Below are 17,943 nucleotides of genomic sequence, written 5' to 3'. Positions count from 1 at the left end.
GCCCCGTCCCGCCCGGGACGGGGCCCTCGGGCCTGTTGGCCCTGTTGAGCTTCTGGAGGCAACACGGACGCTGGTCCGGTGAACCTGATGTCGGATTCCCGCCAGCATCCAGGGATCCAGCGGCGCAGACTCGACACCGTACGACGCGGATGAGGCCGCGTAGGCGCCAGGAAAGGACCGAGCCATGACAGCGACGACGGCCCCCCAGGGTGCCAGAGAGGCGCGCAGGGGCGCAGACGGCCGGGAACGGGTGTACACGACGGTCGGCAGCCCGGTCGGGGAGCTGCTGCTGGTGGGGGTGGCATCCGCCACCGCGCCCGGGGGCACCGCCCTGCTCTCGCTCTCCCTGCCGGGGCAGAAGGGCGCGGCGAGCGTCCAGGACGGCTGGCGGCACGACCCTGCCGCCTTCAGCGAGGTCATCGCCCAGCTCACGTCCTATTTCGCCGGTGGGCTGACGCACTTCGGCCTGGAGTACGCCGACAGCGGAACGGAGTTCCAGCGCCGGGTCTGGCGGGCCGTGGAGGAGATCCCCCATGGCACGACCGCGACCTATGCCGAGATCACCCGGAGGATCGGCGGTTCCGGGGTGGCGGTGCGGGCGGTGGGGACCGCCATCGGGCGCAATCCGCTGCTGGTGGTGCGGCCGTGTCATCGAGTGGTGGGCTCGGACGGGGCCCTGCGCGGCTACGCGGCCGGGCTGGAGCGCAAGGAGTACCTGCTGGGCCTTGAGGGCGCGCTGACGCCATGACCGATGGGGCCCTCTTCCCGCGGGAGCGGAGGGAGATCGCCCCGGGCGCGGTGCATGTGCCCGGCTGGCTCTCGCTGGACCGCCAGCGGGAGCTGGTGGCCGCCTGCCGCGCCTGGGCCCGGGGGCCGGTGCCGCTGCGCCACACCGTGCTGCCCGGCGGTGGGGTGATGTCGGTACGGACGGTCTGCGTCGGCTGGCACTGGCGGCCTTACCGCTACAGCCGTACGGCGGACGAGGTGAACGGCGCGCGGGTGGCGGAGTTCCCGGACTGGCTGGTTCGGCTGGGCCAGGAGGCGCTGGTGGCGGCGTACGGGGAGAGTGCGGCGCGCGGGGAGGGTGCGGCTCCCGCGTACACCCCTGACACCGCGCTGATCAACTTCTATGACGGCGACGCGCGGATGGGCATGCACCAGGACCGGGAGGAGCGCTCCGGGGCGCCCGTGGTGTCGCTCAGCATCGGCGACAGCTGTCTCTTCCGCTTCGGCACCACCCGGGCTCGGGGAGGGCCCGCCACGGATGTGGAGCTGGTCTCCGGCGATCTCTTCGTCTTCGGCGGGCCCTCCCGGTTCGCCTTCCATGGCGTACCGAAGGTCCTGACGGGGACGGGGAGTCCCGGGACGGGCATGCGGGGCGGGCGGCTGAACATCACCCTGCGGGAGACGGGGCTGGCCGGGTGAGGGGCGGGGAGCGCCGGGCTCCCCGGATGGGCCGCTGACAGCGGGTTCCGGGGAGCGCGCCCGGGGTCAGCGGCCGGCGAACGGCTGGTCCGTGCGGACGATCTCCTTGCCCAGCGGGAGCAGCGAGACCGGGATCAGCTTGAAGTTCGCGATGCCCAGGGGGATGCCGATGATCGTGATGCACAGGAGGACGCCGGTCACGATGTGGCCGAGCGCCAGCCACCAGCCCGCCAGGATCAGCCAGAGCGCATTGCCCACGCAGGAGGGCGCGCCCGAGCCGGGGCGGTCCACCACCATGTAGCCGAAGGGCCAGAGGGCGTAGACCCCGATACGGAAGGCCGCGAGGCCGAACGGGATGCCGATGATCGTGATGCAGAGCAGCAGACCCGCCAGCAGATAGCCCAGGAACATCCAGAAGCCGCAGAGCACGAGCCATATGACGTTGAGGATTGTCTTCATGGGCGATGACCTGCCATCTCTTCGAGTCGGGCGATCCGCTCCGCCATGGGCGGGTGGGTCGAGAACATCTTGGTCAGGGCCCTGCCCTGACCGAAGGGGTTGGCGATCATCATGTGGCTCGCGGTTTCCAGCCGGGGCTCGGGAGGCAGGGGCAGCTGCTTGGTGCCCGCGTCCAGCTTGCGCAGGGCGCTGGCGAGGGCCAGCGGGTCGCCGGTGAGCTGGGCGCCGGAGGCGTCCGCCTCGTACTCCCGGGAGCGGCTGACGGCCAGCTGGATGATGGAGGCGGCCACCGGCCCGAGGATCATGATCAGCAGCATGCCCGCGATGCCGGGGCCGTCGTCGTCGGAGCGGCCCACCGGGATCAGCCAGGCGAAGTTCACCAGGAACATCACGACGGACGCGAGGGCCCCCGCGACCGAGGAGATCAGGATGTCGCGGTTGTAGACATGGCTGAGCTCATGGCCGATGACACCGCGCAGCTCCCGCTCGTCGAGGATCTGGAGGATGCCCTCGGTGCAGCAGACCGCCGCGTTCCTCGGGTTGCGGCCGGTGGCGAAGGCGTTGGGCGCCTGGGTGGGCGAGATGTAGAGCCGTGGCATGGGCTGACGGGCTGCCGTGGAGAGCTCGCGGACCATCCGGTACAGCGCCGGTGCCTCGAACTCGCTCACGGGCCGGGCGCGCATGGCCTTCAGGGCGAGCTTGTCGCTGTTCCAGTAGGCGTACGCGTTGGTGGCGAGCGCCACGACGAGCGCGACGATCAGCCCCGTACGCCCGAAGAGGCTGCCGATGACGAGGATGAGTGCGGACAGTCCCCCGAGGAGTACGGCGGTCTTCAGCCCATTGTGCCGGCGGTGCACGGTACGCCCTCCAGGTGGTGCGGCAGGGGAACCCTTTGCTCTGGTGATGCTCCACTCTTCAGTGGACCCTTCCGTACTGGTCAACGCCAGGCGAAGGGCACCAGTTCCCCGGGGCTCCGGTCCGGAGGGTGGACCGTACGGGTGATGGTGGGCGCGGGCGCGGCTCAGAAGAGGCTGACGGCGGCGAAGCGCAGGACCAGCTGGGGGTAGCCGGAGAGGAGGACGCCGACGATGGCGGTCAGGGCGATGGCCACGGTCACGGCGGCCGGGGCGGGCCGGGCGGCCACGGTGGCGGCGGGTCCGTTCCCGGCGCCCCCGGCCGACGGCGCGGCCTCGGGCGAGCGGAAGAGCAGGGCCGTCCAGCGCAGGTAGTAATAGAGCGCGATGGCCACGTTGACCCCCATGACGACGGCCAGCCAGCCGAGCCCCGCGTCCACGGCCGAGGAGAAGACCGTCACCTTGGCGAAGAGGCCGATGATGCCCGGGGGCAGCCCCGCCAGACAGAGCAGGAAGAAGCCGAGGGTGAGCGCGGTGAGCGGGCGGGTGGCGTACAGGCCCTGATAGTCGGCGATCCGGTTGCGCGGGTGGGTCCGGGCGACGAGCGCGGCCACCGCGAAGGCTCCGAGGTTCACCACGGCGTACATCAGGGCATAGGCGACGGTCGAGCCGATCTGCTTCTCGTCGGAGTAGGCCGCGGCGGCGATCGGGACGAGGAGGTACCCGGCCTGGCCGACGGACGACCAGGCCAGCAGGCGTACCGCGCTCCAGTCGCGGGCGGCCGACTGGCGCAGGGCGGCGACATTGCCCGCCGTCATGGTCAGCGCGGCCAGGACCGCGATCACCGGCCCCCAGACGTCGGTGAGCGAGGGGAAGGCGATGACCGTCACCAGGATCAGCCCCGAGAAGCCGACGGCCTTGCCCACCACCGACAGATAGGCGGCGATGGGCAGGGGCGCGCCCACATAGGTGTCGGGTACCCAGAAGTGGAAGGGGACGGCCGCCGTCTTGAAGGCGAAGCCGATGAGGGTCAGCGCGACACCGGCCTTGGCCAGGGTGTCGAGCTGGCCCGGGACCGCGGGCAGTTCGGTGGCGATCCGGGTGAGGTGCATGGTCCCCGTGGTCGCGTACACGAAGCTCACGCCGAGCAGGGTGACGGCGGTGGCGGTGACCGAGGAGAGGAAGAACTTCAGCGCCGCCTCGCTGGAGAGACGGTCCCCGCGCCGCAGCCCGACCAGGGCGAAGGCGGGCAGCGAGGCGACCTCCAGGGCGACGACCAGGGTGGCGAGGTCACGGGAGGCGGGCAGCAGGGCGGCCCCGGCGGCCGAGGAGAGCAGCAGGAACCAGTACTCGCCCGCGGGAAGGCGCTTCCTGGTGTCGTGCAGCGACATGAGCGCCGTCAGCAGCGCGCCACCGAGCACCAGGAGCTGGACGACCAGGGCGAAGTGGTCGGCCGTGTAGCTACAGGTGGTGGGGTCGGTGCGCAGACAGAAGGTCTGCCGGTCGCCGGAGCGCAGCGGCAGGAGCGCGAGGAGGGCGAGGGCGAGCCCGGCGACCGCGCCGATGCCGAGCCAGTGCTTGGCGCGCTCCGGCACGAACAGGTCCGCGACCAGGATGATCAGCGCCACGGCGGCGGTGATGGTCGGCGGGGCGATGGCGAGCCAGTCGACGGACTGGACCAGCGTGGTGACGCCGGAGGCGGTGGTGGTACCAGTGGCGGTGGTGACGCCGACGGCGGCCGTCGCGCCGTCGAGGGCCAGAGCGCCGTGGGTTGCCAGGGTCACGACTTGCCTCCTGCGAGGAGCTTCTGCACGGCCGGATCGGTGAGGGCGAGGAGGACCGCGGGCCAGAGTCCGGCGAGGACGGTCAGGGCGACGAGCGGGCTCCAGGTGGCGACCTCGTACCCCCGGACGTCGGCGAACGGCGGGCTCTGGGGCTCCTCCGGACGGTGCGCGCCCATACAGACGCGGCGGACGACGATCAGGAGGTAGGCGGCGGTGAGCAGGGTGCCGAAGCCGCCGATGACCATGAAGACGAGGAAGGCGGGGCGGTTGAGGCCCGGCGCGGGGTCGAAGGCGCCGAACAGGGCCAGCATCTCGCCCCAGAACCCGGCGAGGCCGGGCAGCCCGAGGGAGGCGATGGCCGCGAAGGCGAGCAGCGCGCCGAGGCGGGGGGCCCGTCCGTAGAGCGCGGCGCCGGTGGCCCCGGCGAGGGTGTCGAGGTCGGCGGTGCCGTACCGGTCCTTCAGGGCTCCGACGAGGAAGAAGAGGAGACCGGTGATCAGGCCGTGGGCGATGTTGGCGAAGAGGGCGCCGTTGACCCCGGTCGGGGTCATCGTGGCGATGCCCAGCAGGACGAAGCCCATATGGCCGACGGAGGAGTAGGCGATCAGCCGTTTGAGGTCGCCGTTGGCGCCGGGCCGGGCGAGGGCGAGACAGGCGAGGGAGCCGTAGACGATCCCGGCGACGGCGAAGGCGGCGAGGTAGGGGGCGAAGGTCCGCATACCGTCCGGCGCGATCGGCAGAACGATACGGACGAAACCGTACGTACCCATCTTCAGCAGAACACCGGCCAGCAGCACCGAACCGACCGTCGGGGCGGCGGTGTGCGCATCGGGCAGCCAGCTGTGCAGGGGCCACATCGGGGTCTTGACGGCCAGTCCGACGCCGATCGCCAGAACGGCGATGACCTGCGTGGACGTGGCCAGGCCCCGGCCGTTGTCAGTGGCGAGTGCCACCATGTCGAACGTGCCGCTCTCCAGGCCGATCAGCAGCAGGCCGAGCAGCATGACGACGGAACCGAGGAGGGTGTAGAGGATGAACTTCCAGGCGGCCTGGCGCCGTCCCTCGCCGCCCCAGCGGGCGATGAGGAAGTACATCGGGATGAGCACCATCTCGAAGGCCAGGAAGAAGAGCACCAGGTCGAGCACGGCGAAGCTGGCGAGCGTGCCCGACTCCAGGACCAGCAGCAGGGCGGTGAACGCCTTCGGGGACGGGCCCGTGGGCATCTTGAAGTAGCTGTAGAGCGCGCAGAGGAAGGTCAGCAGCGCGGTCAGGACCAGAAGGGGGAGGGAGATGCCGTCCACACCGAGGTGGATCCGTACGTTGAGCGCGGGGATCCAGGGGATGTCCGACTCGGCCTGCATCCGCGACGGCTCGTCGTGGTCGAAGCCGAGGGTCAGGACGATCGCGGCGGCCAGGATCACACCGGTGACCGTCACCCCGTGGCGCAGCACGGCCTGGTCGGGGCCGGAGCCCTGGAGACCGGGCGGGGCGGGCAGCAGCGCGGCGACGGCCCCGATAAGCGGGCCGACCACGATGAACGCGAGAAGGAACTGCATCACGGACTCGCTGATATCGATCACGGCTACGACCCCGCGTTGACGTTGGACAGGACGACGGCGGCGATGGCCAGCACGACAGTGCCCGCGAGCAGCGCGCCGAGATAGGTCTGCACATTGCCGGTCTGCGCGCGGCGGACGAGCCAGCCGAGGCCCCTCGTGCCGGAGGCGGCGCCGCGTACGTAGGTGTCGACGACCTCACGGTCGAGGAAGCGGACCAGTTCGGCACCGGCCAGCACGGGGCGGACGAAGAGCGCGTGGTAGACGGCGTCCAGATGGAAGCCGGAGGCCGCGTGGCGGTGGAGCGGGCCCAGCAGCAGCCGGCCCGGGTCGGTCGGGTCCGGGGCGGAGGCGACGCTGCCGTAGGCGGGGGCGTGGGTCGCGACGGCCTCGGCCTCGGTCACCGACGGGGTGGCGTCCCGGTGGGCCGCCAGGGCGGTGGCCGGTGCCGGAACCGCGCCCGCGCGCTGACGCAGCGAGCGCCAGGCACCGTAGGTGAGCAGGCCGCCGATCAGCGCGACTCCGGTGCCGAGGACGGCCGTGGTCAGAGTGGGAGCCAGGCTGTGGCTGTCCAGCCAGCCGTCGGCCAGGCCATAGGTCAGCCCCAGCCCGAGGGAGGGGATGGCCAGCAGCCACAGGACCCCGGTCATGGCGAGGGGTTCGCGGCCGTGGTCGGGGGCCTGATCGCCCCGGCCGCGGAAGGTGAGCAGCCAGAGCCGGGTGGCGTAGGCGGCGGTGAGCAGGGCCGCCAGCAGCCCGGAGACCAGGACCGTCCAGCCCGCCGCGACGGGGGCGGTGGCGGAGTCGCCGAGCGCGGTGTGCTCGGCGGCGACGAGGACGGCCTCCTTGGAGAAGAAGCCGGAGAAGGGAGGGATCGCGACGAGCGCCAGCAGGGCGACGGTCATCGTCCAGTAGGCGTCGGGGATGCGCCGGGTCAGTCCGCTCATCCGGGAGATCGCGGCGAGGGAGTTGGTGCCCGCCGCATGGATGACGACACCGGCCGCGAGGAAGAGGAGCGCCTTGAAGGCGCCGTGCGTCAGGAGGTGGAAGACGGCGGAGCCGCGGTCGGCGACCGCGAGGGCACCCGCCATATAGCCGAGCTGGCCGATGGTCGAGTAGGCGAGGACGCGTTTGATGTCGTCCTGGGCGAGTGCGGCCAGGCCCGAGCCGACCATGGTGACGGCCGCCATCACGGCGAGGACGACGAGCGCCGCCGCCGAGGCGGCGAAGACGGGAAGGAGCCGGGCCACGAAGTAGATACCGGCCGCCACCATCGTGGCGGCGTGGATCAGCGCGGAGACGGGCGTGGGGCCCGCCATCGCGTCGGGCAGCCAGGTGTGGAGCGGGAACTGGGCCGACTTGCCCGCCACACCGGCCAGCAGCAGCAGCGCCACCAGCGTGGGGTGGTCGAGGGAGCCCGCGGCGACGGCGTCCAGGATCCCGGTGATCCGGAACGTCCCGGCGTCGGTGGCCAGGGCGAAGAGACCGATCAGGAAGGGGACATCACCGAGCTTGGTGACCAGGAACGCCTTCAGGGAGGCGGTGCGCGCCTCGGGCGTCTCCCAGTAGTGACCGACCAGGAAGTAGGAGCAGATGCCCATGATCTCCCAGCCGACCAGGAGCACCATCAGGTCGCCGGAGTAGACGACCAGCAGCATCGCGGCGGTGAAGAGGGAGACGAGGGCGGCGTAGGAGGGGTAGCGGGGGTCATCGCGCAGATAGGCCGTGGAGTAGATCTGCACACAGGAGGCGACGACCGTGACCAGGACGGCGACCAGCACCGCGAAACCGTCGAGGTGGAGGGCGAGCTCGATGGGGACCGAGCCGGTGGGGGTGAGCTGGGTGGCCGCGTCGAGGGGCTCCCCGCCGCCCTGCCGTACGGCGACCGTGACCGCGAGCGCGGCGGCGGCCAGGGCGGGCAGCACGGCCAGCGGACGGACGAAGCCGGGCGCGGTCCGGCCGAGCAGCAGCCCGGCGACGGCGCCGAGGAAGGGAAGGAGGGGGACGAGGACGGCGAGGGTCGTCGTGGTCACGCGGTGGCCTCGGCCTTCTGCGTCTGTCGGGTCTGCGGTGTCGGCTCGGCCGCGGCGGCGCCCGTGCCGCCGGGCTCCCCGCCGTCCCCGCCGTCGGGGCGTTCGGCGGTGTCCCGCAGACGGTCGACGTCGGAGCTGCCCCGGTTGCGGTAGACCATCAGCACGATCGCGAGGCCGATGCCGATCTCGGCGGCGGCGATGGCGATGGTGAAGAGGGTCAGCGCCTGACCGGAGTGCAGGGTGTCGCGCAGCCAGACATCGAAGGCGACGAGGTTGAGGTTGACGGCGTTGAGCATCAGCTCGACGGACATCAGGACGAGGATCGCGTTGCGCCGGGCGAGCACGCCGTAGACGCCCACACAGAAGAGGAGGACGGAGAGGACGGCGGGATAGGCGAGGTGCATCAGTTCTCCTCCTCCGGGTCCGTCGCGGCCGTCGTGTTCACCGCTGACGTGCCCGCGGCCGGTGTCACGCCGGAGGCCGGTGTCGCGGCTGTCGCGGCCGGTGTCACGGCTGTCGCGTCCGTCGCACGGTCCGCGGCGGCGCGCTTACGGGACAGGACGATCGCGCCGACGAGGGCGGAGAGCAGCAGGACGGAGAGCGCTTCGAAGGGCAGCACCCAGTGCCGGAACAGGATGGCGCCGGTCACCTCGGTGGACCCCTGGGCGGGGCCGTCCAGATCGATCCAGGTGGCGCGGAAGGCGTCGACCACCACCCAGACCAGGGCGATGGCGGAGGTGACGGCGACCGCGAGGGCGACCCACCGGTTGCCGGAGTCGGCGTCCGGGGAGCGCCCGATGGGAGCCCGGGTGAGCATCAGACCGAAGAGAAGGAGGACGACCACGGAACCGACGTAGATCAGCACCTGCACCCAGGCGATGAACTCCGCCGTCAGCAGCAGGTACTCCACGGCGAGCCCGCCGAGCGCCACCACCAGCCACAGGGCGGCGTGCACCAGTTGCCTGGTGGTGACGGTCATCACGGCCGCGCCAAGGGTGACGAGGCCGACGAGGAGGAAGGCGATCTCGACGCCGGTCGGCGAGAGGAAGCCCGGGGACGTGGCGGCCAGGGTCATGCCGGGCCCCCCTCGGGGGTGGTGCCGGGGGCTCCGGTGTCACCCGGGGCGCCGGGGGTGGTGCCGGGGGCCGGGGCCGCCGGAGGGGCGGGGGGCGCGGGCGGGTCGGCGGGGGCCGACGGCTCGGCGGCGGCCTGGGCGGCGGCGAGCTTGTCGGCCGTCTTGCGGGCCGCGGCGATCTCCTTGGGCTCCTCCGCCGCGGGGTCCAGGGCCGGAGGCGCGGGCACCGTCCACATCCACTCGCGGAGCTTGTCCCGCTCATGGGTCAGCTCACGGATGTCGGTCTCCGCGTACTCGAACTCGGGCGACCAGAACAGCGCGTCGAAAGGACACACCTCGATGCAGATACCGCAGTACATACAGAGGGAGAAGTCGATGGCGAACCGGTCGAGGACATTACGGCTGCGCTCACGCCCGCCCGGAGTGGCGGCCGGGACCGTCTCCTTGTGGGAGTCGATGTAGATGCACCAGTCCGGGCACTCACGGGCACAGAGCATGCAGACCGTGCAATTCTCCTCGAAGAGCCCGATCACCCCCCGGGTGCGGGGCGGGAGAGCGGGCTGGACCTCCGGGTACTGGGCGGTGACCGTCTTCTTCGTCATCGTACGGAGGGTGACGGCCAAGCCCTTGGCGAGACCGGATCCGGGGATCGGCGCCATTACTGGATCACCACCTTCACGATGCCGGTGAGAGCGATCTGGGCGAGGGCGAGCGGCACGAGCACGGTCCAGGCCAGCCGCTGGAGCTGGTCCTCGCGCATCCGGGGATAGCTCACCCGCAGCCAGATGATGATGAAGGCGAGCACGGCCGTCTTCAGCAGGGTCCAGACCCAGCCGAGGCCATCGGCCCCCCAGGGCCCGTGCCAGCCGCCGAGGAAGAGGACGGTGGTCAGACCGCAGAGCACGACGATGCCCGCGTACTCGGCGAGCAGGAAGAGCGCGAAACGCAGCCCCGTGTACTCGGTGTACGCGCCGAAGATGATCTCCGAGTCGGCGACCGGCATATCGAAGGGCGGGCGCTGGAGTTCGGCGAGCCCCGCGACGAAGAAGACGATGGCGCCCGTGATCTGCCACGGGAGCCACCACCACTCGAAGGCGTTGAGGATGCCGGGCAGCGAGACCGTGCCCGCCGCCATGGCGACGGAGGCGGCGGCGAGCAGCATCGGCAGTTCGTACGCCAACAGCTGGGCGGCGGTCCGCAGACCGCCGAGGAGGGAGAACTTGTTGGCCGAGGCCCAGCCCGCCATCAGCGAGCCGAGCACACCGACCCCCATGATCGCGAGGACGAAGAAGATGCCCGCGTCGATGACCTGGCCGACCGCGCCCTCGCTGGGCCCGATGGGAATCGCTATCAGGACGAGGAGATAGGGGAGGAGGGCGACGGCCGGGGCGAGCTGGAAGACGCGCCGGTCGGCACCGGCCGGGACGACGTCCTCCTTCTGCGCGAACTTCACCCCGTCCGCGACGAGCTGCGCCCAGCCGTGGAAACCACCCGCGTACATGGGGCCGAGGCGGCCCTGCATATGGGCCATCACCTTGTGCTCGGTCTGCCCGATCACCAGCGGCAGGACCAGGAACACGGCGAAGACGACGAGTAGCCGTACGGCGACGTCAAGAGCGTCGTTCACGCGGGGTCGCCTCCGGCGGTCTCGGTCGGCTCCTCGTCCTCGGCCCGTTCACCTGCGGCGGGCCCGGACGCGGGCCGGGGAGTGGATGGACGGGTGGAGGGTGGCCCGGTGGGCGACGCCGGGGTCTCCGCCGCGGCGGGCGCGGGGGGCTCGGCCTCGGTGGGCGCGGGGGCCGTGCCCCCCGGGGCTGTGTCCTCAGGGACTGTGACCTCAGGGGTCTCAGGGGTCACGTTCTCGGGTGCTTCGGGCGTGGCGCTCCCTGGGGTCGCCCGATCAGGCGCGGGCGCGTCGGCCGGAGTGCCCGAGGTGTCGGCGGGGGCCGCCGCCGGGGGCGCTTCGGGCTTCGGAACCGAGGTGGCGTCGTCGAAGGCGGGGCGGGAGTGGTGCCAGGGGGCGTCCGGGCTGCGCGGCGCGGCGGCCGGACGCTCCGAGGCCGGAGGCTCCGAGGCCGGGGCGGGCGCGGGCGTCCGCTCCTCCTGGTGCTGGCTGGCCGAGCCTTCGCTGGCGCTGCGCGCACGACGAGGAGGCCGGGCCGCGGGAGCGTCGGTCGCCGGGGCACCCGTCGTCGCGGCGTCGGGAGCGGGCTGGCTCGCGGAGCCCGCGCCGGCGGTGCGGGTGCGGCGCACCGGGCGTTCGCCCGCCGCGCCCGCCGCCGCTCCGGCGCGGGGAGTACGGGCCGGGCGCGCGGGCGCCGGGGGGAGCTGGCCCTTGAGCGGGCCCCAGTCGTTGGGGTCGGGCACACCCGGGGGCAGCATCTGGCGGCGCTTGGGCCCGCCGTGCTCGGACTCCCCCGGCTCCTTCGCGCCGGGCCATGCCTTGGCGACCCGGGCGGCCAGGACGAAGTCCTTGCGCAGCGGGTGTCCCTCGAAACCCTCGGGCAGGAGCAGGGGGACCAGATGGGGGTGGCCGGTGAAGGAGACGCCGAACATCTCGTAGGTCTCCCGCTCGTGCCAGCCCGCGCCCGCGTAGACGGGGATGGCGGTGGGCAGGGCCGGGGCGTCGTGCGGCACGGTCGTGCGCAGCAGCAGCCGCCGGACCCGCCCGTCGGTGAGCGCGACGACATGGGCGCAGACCCGGAAGCCGACACCGGGTTCGTCGACCGCGCTCAGCCAGTCGAAGTAGGCGCAGGAGAGCTGGTCGCGGGCGGTCTCCAGGGCGGTGATCCAGGAGTCGGCGGGGACGTCGACCGTCAGGAGGTCATAGGCCAGTTCGGCGGTGGCGCCGTCACCGAAGACCTCGGTGACGGCGTCCGGGAGCCGGTCGTAGGCGTTCACGTCGTCTCCCCGGTCCCGGAGGCGGTGCCGGTCCCGGAGGCGCCGGTCCCGGAGGCGCCGGTCCCGGAGGCGGTGCCGGGCCCGGCTCCCGTCTCCGTACTGGTGCCCTCGCCGCTCGCCGGACCCGGTTCACCCGGTTCACCCGGTGGTCGTACCAGCCCGCTGCGGAGGGCGTCGGCCGAGACACGGCCGCCGCGCGCGTACCGCTCGTCCAGGGACTCGCGGGCGATCTTCTCCTGGAGCTTGAGGATGCCCTGGAGGAGGGCTTCGGGACGGGGCGGGCAGCCGGGAACGTAGACGTCGACCGGGATGATCTGGTCGACACCCTTGGTCACGGAGTAGGAGTCCCAGTAGGGGCCACCGCAGTTGGAGCAGGCGCCGAAGGAGATGACGTACTTGGGCTCGGGCATCTGCTCGTACAGCCGCTTGACCGCCGGGGCCATCTTGTCGGTGACCGTGCCCGAGACGATCATCAGATCGGCCTGGCGGGGCCCCGGCGCGAAGGGGATCACCCCGAGCCGGATGAAGTCGTGCCGGGCCATCGACGCGGCGATGAACTCGATCGCGCAGCAGGCGAGCCCGAAGTTGAAGACCCAGAGGCTGTAGCGGCGGCCCCAGTTCAGGACGACCTTCATCGGCTCCGGCGCCAGCCTGGCGAGGGCGCCCAGTCTCAGGGGCTCCGGCAGCGGCTGTGGAGCGGGGGTCACGTCCATGCCAGGACGCCCTTCTTCCATGCGTAGAGCAGTCCCACGGCCAGGAAGCCGAGGAAGATGAACATCTCGACCAGGGTCGTCGCGCCGTACCCCGGCGCGGCGAAGACGGTCGCCCACGGGAAGAGGAAGATCGAGTCGACGGCGAAGATGACATAGAGAAACGCGTAGACGTAGTAGCGGACCTGGGTGTGGGCCCAGCCCTCGCCGACGGGGTCGACCCCGCATTCGTACGTCATGAGTTTTTCCGGTGTGGGTACCACCGGCCGCAGCAGTCGGCCCGCGCCGAAGGCGACGGCGACGAAGAGCACGCCGAGCGCGGCGAGCAGCCCCACGGCGGAGTAGCTGGCGAAGTAGTCCGCCGCGAGCACGGTCACGGTCGGTTCCCTCACGTCCGTCCCTCGCTCCCTTGACCTCGCAGATCCTGGTGGCGATCTGTCCGACGATCTTGTGTTCCGTCTGTGTTCCGTACGTCCGTCTGTATTCCGTACGCACGGGAGTCTAGGCCCTGCTCCGTCGAGCGTGAGCAGTCGCGTCACGCACCAGGTGGGGTTATCCCTACTTCGTCTCACCGAGCTACCCCATGGCGCGAAGGGACCCCTGCGTGCAGGCTGGCTCCCATGACCGCGACCGCATCCGCCACCGACACCGCCATGCCCGCTCCCGGGGGCGACCGGCCGCCGCCCGTGCGGATGGCCTATGACCGGCACACCTGGTCGGAGATCGCCCACCTCCTCACCAACATGCCGATGGCGATCATCGGATTTGTTTACATGGCGTTCATGATCTTCACGGGTGCGATGCTCTCGATCACGGTGATCGGGGCGCCGATGCTGGCACTCGGACTCAGCGGCGCGCGACTGCTCGGCCAGGCGGAACGGGCCCGCGCCCGCGCCCTGCTGGGGGTGCGGATCGAGGAGCCGAGCCCGCTGTGGAAGGCCCGCCGCCGCCAGGGGTTCATGGGCTGGATGCTGCTGCATCTGAAGGATCCGGTCGCCTGGCGCACGGTGCTGTACGCCACGATCCGGCTGCCGTGGGGGATCCTGACGTTCACGGTGATGGCCTGCGGTCTGTTCGTGCTGTGGCCCGTGCTGCCCTATGTGGCCCGCTGGCTCGCCACCGTGGACCGGCTGATGGCGGTGACCCTGCTCGCCCCCTCCGATGAGCTGGAACGCCGGATCGCCGAGCTGGAGTCGGACCGGGGGGTGGTCGTCGACACCGCCGCCGCCGACCTCCGCCGCATCGAACGCGACCTCCACGACGGCGCCCAGGCCCGGCTCGTCGCCCTCGCCATGGGGCTCGGTCTGGCGAAGGAGAAACTCCTCGAAGACCCCGACGCCGCCGCCGCGATGGTCGACGAGGCCCACGGCGAGATCAAACTCGCCCTCCAGGAACTCCGCGACCTCGCCCGCGGCATCCACCCCGCCGTCCTCACCGACCGCGGCCTCGACGCCGCCCTCTCCTCCATCGCCTCCCGCTGCACGGCCCCCGTCAAGGTCCAGGTCGAGCTGACCGAGCGCCCGGCCGAGGCCATCGAGGGCATCGCCTACTTCACCGTCTCCGAACTGCTCCAGAACGTCAGCAAGCACGCCCGCGCCCGGAGCGTCTCGGTCGATGTCTGGCGGGTGGAGCGGCGGCTGCTGATCCAGGTGACCGATGACGGCCGGGGCGGCGCGCGGCTCGACGGCGGTACGGGGATGGCGGGCCTCGCGGAACGCCTGGGGGCGGTCGACGGCCTCTTCGTCCTCGACTCCCCCGAGGGCGCCGGGACCAGGGTCACGGTGGAGATCCCCTGGCGCGAGCGCGCCGCCTCGCGCTGAGCCCGCGCCGATCCCGCGCCGGGCCTGAACTCGACCTGGGCGGCTGGCCCCGGACCCGCCCCGGACTGGCCTGAGCCCACCCCGGAAGGTAGGGAAAACCCCCGGGGCAAGACGGGAAGGCGCCTCATGGTGGGAGCGGTGGCGCGCGGCGCACTCTGGGGTGGTGAACAGCCCGCAGACCAGAACGGACGGCATCCATGGGCATGGCGACGGAGTACGACGGATCGCAGTGGCGCCACCGCGCCCCGGAGCACCCGGAGCGGCCGCGCCGGACACCCCTGGCCCTGCGGGTGCCCTTCGAGGGCCGCACCTGGCGCGAGTTCGGCCATCTGATGCTCAACCTGCCGATCAGCATCGCCTTCTTCGTCTTCGCCGTGACCACCGTCTCGCTGGGCGCCGGGCTGCTGATCACCTTCCTCGGGATCCCGGTCCTCGCGGCGGGGCTCGCGGGCTGCCGCGGCTTCGGGGCGCTGGAGCGGGCCCGGGCACGGCTGCTCCTCGGGCATGAGGTGGCCGCCCCGGAGCCGCTGCGGCCCAAGAACCGCAAGCTGCTCTCCTGGGTCGGCGCGGTCCTCAAGAGCGGCCCGTCCTGGCGGCATCTGCTCTACGCGCTGGTGCACTTCCCGTGGGCGGTCATGGCGTTCTCGGTCTCGCTGACCCTGTGGACGCTGGGGTGGTCCTTCTTCCTCTACCCGCTCTGGTTCTGGGTCTTCCGCGCCATCGGGGGCCAGCCGGGCATCCAGATCTTCGGTGACCACGACGGCGACGCGATCTACCTGGACTCCTTCGTGGAGGTGGCCGCGGCGGGCGGGGCCGGACTGGCGATCGTGTGGGCCAGCTCCTGGGTGATCCGGGGCTTCGCCCAGGTGGACCGGGTGATGGTGAGCGGGCTCCTCGGGCCGTCCTCGCTGGCCAACCGGGTGGTGGAGCTGGAGTCGGACCGGGGGGTGGTCGTCGACACCGCCGCCGCCGACCTCCGCCGCATCGAACGCGACCTCCACGACGGCGCCCAGGCCCGGCTCGTCGCCCTCGCCATGGATCTGGGCCTGGCGAAGGAGAAACTCCTCGAAGACCCCGACGCCGCCGCCGCGATGGTCGACGAGGCCCACGGCGAGATCAAACTCGCCCTCCAGGAACTCCGCGACCTCGCCCGCGGCATCCACCCCGCCGTCCTCACCGACCGCGGCCTCGACGCCGCCCTCTCCTCCATCGCCTCCCGCTGCACGGTGCCGGTGACCGTGGAGGTGGACCTCGCCCGCAGGCCCGCGCCCGCCATCGAGGGCATCGCCTACTTCACCGTCTCCGAACTGCTCCAGAACATCAGCAAGCACGCCCGCGCGACGAAAGCCTCCGTGGACGTCTGGTACTCGGACGGCAGGCTGATGCTCCAGGTCACCGACAACGGCGAGGGTGGCGCGCGGGCCTCGGCGGGCAGCGGGCTGGCCGGGCTCACGGACCGGCTGGACGCGGTGGACGGGATCCTGGCCATCGACTCCCCGGTCGGGGGGCCGACCCGGGTGACGGCGGAACTGCCCTGGCGCGGCTGACGGCGGGCCGGGCCCGGCCCTCCCGCCCGCGGAACACGCGCCACTGAGGAACACGCGCGACCTCACGCGCCGGACTGCCGGGTCCGGCGCGGTGCCGGTTCCGGTTCCGGCGCGGTGCCGGTTCCGGGGCCGGGGCCGGCCCTGGTTCCGGGTCTCGCTCCGGCCCTGGTTCCGGCCTGATTCCGGCTCCGGCTCCGGCGCGGACCCCGCCCCGGCACGCATACGCCGCACAAGATGGCCGGACCGCGCCCACCGGAGGCCGTCCCGGCGGGCCTGTCCGGCTCCCTCTCCCCCGTAGTCCGTTGAGCGCCCCCGTCCGCACCTGGGACACCTCCGTACGTACACGAGGCCACTCCACGCGACAAGAGCGCTCTGCGCAAGCCTGCCGAAACACCCCCGATTCCGGCCCTTGTTCCTCCCGGCGGCCGGGACGGCGCCCATACTGGGAGCCTGGGCGCGGACGGCGTGGCCCATGGATCGAGTGGGGGCAGCGGGGCAGTGGAGGACAAGGTGCGGGTGGTCATCGCCGAGGACTCGGTGCTGCTTCGGGAGGGGCTGACCAGGCTGCTGACCGATCGTGGGCACGATGTCGTGGCGGGTGTCGGCGACGGCGACGCGCTGGTGCGGACCGTGGGGGAACTGGCCGCCCAGGGCGAGCTGCCCGATGTGGTCGTGGCGGATGTACGGATGCCGCCGACCCACACCGACGAGGGTGTGCGCGCGGCGGTGACGCTCCGCAAGCAGCACCCGGACATCGGCGTGCTGGTGCTCTCCCAGTACGTGGAGGAGCGTTACGCCACCGAGCTGCTGGCGGGCAGCAGCCGGGGCGTCGGCTATCTGCTCAAGGACCGGGTGGCCGAGGTCCGCGAGTTCGTGGACGCGGTCGTACGGGTGGCGCGCGGCGGGACCGCGCTGGACCCGGAGGTTGTCGCCCAGCTCCTCGGCCGCAGCCGCAAGCAGGACGTCCTGGCCCGCCTCACCCCCCGGGAGCGCGAGGTCCTCGGTCTGATGGCCGAGGGCCGGACCAACTCGGCCGTCGCCCGGCAGCTGGTGGTCAGCGACGGCGCGGTCGAGAAGCACGTGAGCAACATCTTCCTGAAACTCGGCCTGTCACCGAGTGACGGGGATCACCGCCGGGTGCTGGCGGTACTCACCTATCTCAATTCCTGAGACCGCTGGCACGCCGTCAGTTGCCGAGCGGGGCGGCGGTTCGGGACGGCGGTCCTAGAACCAAAGAATGAGCGGAGTACGGCAGACCACAGAGACTGGGGGGTCCGCGAATATATGGCATACCCGGACATAAGGGCGTCTCATATGGGCGTCCATCATATGAGCGATCCAGGGAAGGTCACCCTTACCGACGTAGGGTGGCCCGTGGAACGGCCGCTGGCACGGCCGACCCGAGCAGCCGCCTCAAGGGAGGTCCAGTTCAGTGACCAGCCAGGTCAGTAGCCCAGCCGAGCACGCCGACGAGGCGGACGAAGCCAGCGAGGCGCTCGTCGGCGGCCCACGGACGCCCGGCTCCGACGGCGAGCCCACCGGTCCCGGCACGAAGGAAGTTCGCCGGGTGGATCGGGTGATCATCCGGTTCGCGGGGGACTCGGGTGATGGGATGCAGCTCACCGGGGACCGGTTTACCTCGGAGACGGCGTCGTTCGGGAATGATCTGTCGACGCTGCCGAACTTCCCGGCGGAGATCCGTGCTCCTGCCGGGACGCTGCCGGGGGTGTCGTCGTTCCAGCTGCATTTCGCGGATCATGACATCCTCACCCCGGGTGA

17 protein-coding genes and 1 pseudogene are annotated in these 17,943 nt (G+C 71.9%); 6 read left to right on the top strand and 12 right to left on the bottom strand.

Features of this window, described 5'->3' with window-relative positions; translation table 11 throughout:
* Window positions 1–184: 184 nt before the first annotated feature.
* The gene (locus ACFVIM_RS21545) at window positions 185–748 is read left to right on the top strand and encodes a methylated-DNA--[protein]-cysteine S-methyltransferase (RefSeq protein WP_384303561.1); all 564 of its coding nucleotides are present in this window, start codon (window positions 185–187) and stop codon (window positions 746–748) included.
* Window positions 745–1,425, top strand: coding sequence for an alpha-ketoglutarate-dependent dioxygenase AlkB family protein (locus tag ACFVIM_RS21540; protein ID WP_384303559.1), 681 nt, complete (start codon window positions 745–747; stop codon window positions 1,423–1,425). The genes ACFVIM_RS21545 and ACFVIM_RS21540 overlap by 4 nt, the downstream gene beginning before the upstream one ends.
* A 66-nt stretch (window positions 1,426–1,491) precedes the next feature.
* Here ACFVIM_RS21540 and ACFVIM_RS21535 read toward each other — a convergent pair whose 3' ends face one another.
* From ACFVIM_RS21535 to ACFVIM_RS21480, 12 genes are all read right to left on the bottom strand, one after another.
* The gene (locus ACFVIM_RS21535; protein ID WP_384303557.1) at window positions 1,492–1,884 is read right to left on the bottom strand and encodes a YccF domain-containing protein; all 393 of its coding nucleotides are present in this window, start codon (window positions 1,882–1,884) and stop codon (window positions 1,492–1,494) included.
* The gene (gene htpX, locus ACFVIM_RS21530) at window positions 1,881–2,741 is read right to left on the bottom strand and encodes a zinc metalloprotease HtpX (protein ID WP_384303555.1); all 861 of its coding nucleotides are present in this window, start codon (window positions 2,739–2,741) and stop codon (window positions 1,881–1,883) included. Before htpX ends, ACFVIM_RS21535 begins: the two co-directional genes overlap by 4 nt.
* A 164-nt stretch (window positions 2,742–2,905) precedes the next feature.
* Window positions 2,906–4,516: an NADH-quinone oxidoreductase subunit N gene (locus ACFVIM_RS21525; protein ID WP_384303567.1), complete on the bottom strand. Its 1,611-nt coding sequence runs from the start codon at window positions 4,514–4,516 to the stop codon at window positions 2,906–2,908.
* A gap of 2 nt (window positions 4,517–4,518) precedes the next feature.
* A complete protein-coding gene (locus tag ACFVIM_RS21520; RefSeq protein WP_384303553.1) occupies window positions 4,519–6,102 on the bottom strand; it encodes a NuoM family protein in 1,584 nt (527 codons plus the stop codon).
* Between the two features lie 2 nt (window positions 6,103–6,104).
* Window positions 6,105–8,111: an NADH-quinone oxidoreductase subunit L gene (locus ACFVIM_RS21515; RefSeq protein ID WP_384303551.1), complete on the bottom strand. Its 2,007-nt coding sequence runs from the start codon at window positions 8,109–8,111 to the stop codon at window positions 6,105–6,107.
* The gene (nuoK, locus tag ACFVIM_RS21510) at window positions 8,108–8,515 is read right to left on the bottom strand and encodes an NADH-quinone oxidoreductase subunit NuoK (protein ID WP_384303549.1); all 408 of its coding nucleotides are present in this window, start codon (window positions 8,513–8,515) and stop codon (window positions 8,108–8,110) included. Before nuoK ends, ACFVIM_RS21515 begins: the two co-directional genes overlap by 4 nt.
* On the bottom strand, window positions 8,515–9,186 hold the full coding sequence (locus ACFVIM_RS21505; protein ID WP_384303547.1) for an NADH-quinone oxidoreductase subunit J: 672 nt from the start codon (window positions 9,184–9,186) through the stop codon (window positions 8,515–8,517). Before ACFVIM_RS21505 ends, nuoK begins: the two co-directional genes overlap by 1 nt.
* Window positions 9,183–9,845, bottom strand: a complete 663-nt coding sequence (locus ACFVIM_RS21500; protein ID WP_384303545.1) for a NuoI/complex I 23 kDa subunit family protein — start codon at window positions 9,843–9,845, stop codon at window positions 9,183–9,185. The genes ACFVIM_RS21505 and ACFVIM_RS21500 overlap by 4 nt, the downstream gene beginning before the upstream one ends.
* A complete protein-coding gene (locus tag ACFVIM_RS21495) occupies window positions 9,845–10,813 on the bottom strand; it encodes an NADH-quinone oxidoreductase subunit H (RefSeq protein WP_384303543.1) in 969 nt (322 codons plus the stop codon). Before ACFVIM_RS21495 ends, ACFVIM_RS21500 begins: the two co-directional genes overlap by 1 nt.
* Entirely contained in the window at window positions 10,810–12,087 is a 1,278-nt protein-coding gene (locus ACFVIM_RS21490; protein ID WP_384303541.1) for an NADH-quinone oxidoreductase subunit C, read from the bottom strand. The genes ACFVIM_RS21495 and ACFVIM_RS21490 overlap by 4 nt, the downstream gene beginning before the upstream one ends.
* A complete protein-coding gene (locus tag ACFVIM_RS21485) occupies window positions 12,084–12,800 on the bottom strand; it encodes an NADH-quinone oxidoreductase subunit B (RefSeq protein WP_384303539.1) in 717 nt (238 codons plus the stop codon). The genes ACFVIM_RS21490 and ACFVIM_RS21485 overlap by 4 nt, the downstream gene beginning before the upstream one ends.
* A complete protein-coding gene (locus ACFVIM_RS21480) occupies window positions 12,791–13,189 on the bottom strand; it encodes an NADH-quinone oxidoreductase subunit A (RefSeq protein ID WP_384303537.1) in 399 nt (132 codons plus the stop codon). Before ACFVIM_RS21480 ends, ACFVIM_RS21485 begins: the two co-directional genes overlap by 10 nt.
* A gap of 228 nt (window positions 13,190–13,417) precedes the next feature.
* Here ACFVIM_RS21480 and ACFVIM_RS21475 point away from each other — a divergent pair, with 228 nt between their 5' ends.
* The 4 genes and pseudogenes from ACFVIM_RS21475 to ACFVIM_RS21460 all read left to right on the top strand — a co-directional run.
* The gene (locus ACFVIM_RS21475) at window positions 13,418–14,617 is read left to right on the top strand and encodes a sensor histidine kinase (RefSeq protein ID WP_384303535.1); all 1,200 of its coding nucleotides are present in this window, start codon (window positions 13,418–13,420) and stop codon (window positions 14,615–14,617) included.
* 203 nt (window positions 14,618–14,820) lie between these two features.
* A complete protein-coding gene (locus ACFVIM_RS21470; protein WP_384303565.1) occupies window positions 14,821–16,164 on the top strand; it encodes a sensor histidine kinase in 1,344 nt (447 codons plus the stop codon).
* 510 nt (window positions 16,165–16,674) lie between these two features.
* Entirely contained in the window at window positions 16,675–17,334 is a 660-nt protein-coding gene (locus ACFVIM_RS21465; RefSeq protein WP_384303563.1) for a response regulator, read from the top strand.
* A gap of 262 nt (window positions 17,335–17,596) precedes the next feature.
* A pseudogene (locus ACFVIM_RS21460) lies at window positions 17,597–17,943 on the top strand (2-oxoglutarate ferredoxin oxidoreductase subunit alpha); the annotation flags it as partial.

This window comes from Streptomyces sp. NPDC057638, assembly GCF_042800315.1.
In the GTDB taxonomy this organism is placed as follows: domain Bacteria; phylum Actinomycetota; class Actinomycetes; order Streptomycetales; family Streptomycetaceae; genus Streptomyces.
This window is presented reverse-complemented; position numbering and strand designations above follow the sequence as displayed.

Bases quoted from the DNA above. Each gene is read 5' to 3' on its own strand.
- ACFVIM_RS21545 (WP_384303561.1), top strand. From the start codon at position 185: ATGACAGCGACGACGGCCCCCCAGGGTGCCAGAGAGGCGCGCAGGGGC.
- ACFVIM_RS21540 (WP_384303559.1), top strand. From the start codon at position 745: ATGACCGATGGGGCCCTCTTCCCGCGGGAGCGGAGGGAGATCGCCCCG.
- ACFVIM_RS21535 (WP_384303557.1), bottom strand. From the start codon at position 1,884: ATGAAGACAATCCTCAACGTCATATGGCTCGTGCTCTGCGGCTTCTGG.
- nuoK (WP_384303549.1), bottom strand. From the start codon at position 8,515: ATGCACCTCGCCTATCCCGCCGTCCTCTCCGTCCTCCTCTTCTGTGTG.
- ACFVIM_RS21505 (WP_384303547.1), bottom strand. From the start codon at position 9,186: ATGACCCTGGCCGCCACGTCCCCGGGCTTCCTCTCGCCGACCGGCGTC.
- ACFVIM_RS21500 (WP_384303545.1), bottom strand. From the start codon at position 9,845: ATGGCGCCGATCCCCGGATCCGGTCTCGCCAAGGGCTTGGCCGTCACC.
- ACFVIM_RS21485 (WP_384303539.1), bottom strand. From the start codon at position 12,800: ATGGACGTGACCCCCGCTCCACAGCCGCTGCCGGAGCCCCTGAGACTG.
- ACFVIM_RS21475 (WP_384303535.1), top strand. From the start codon at position 13,418: ATGACCGCGACCGCATCCGCCACCGACACCGCCATGCCCGCTCCCGGG.
- ACFVIM_RS21470 (WP_384303565.1), top strand. From the start codon at position 14,821: ATGGCGACGGAGTACGACGGATCGCAGTGGCGCCACCGCGCCCCGGAG.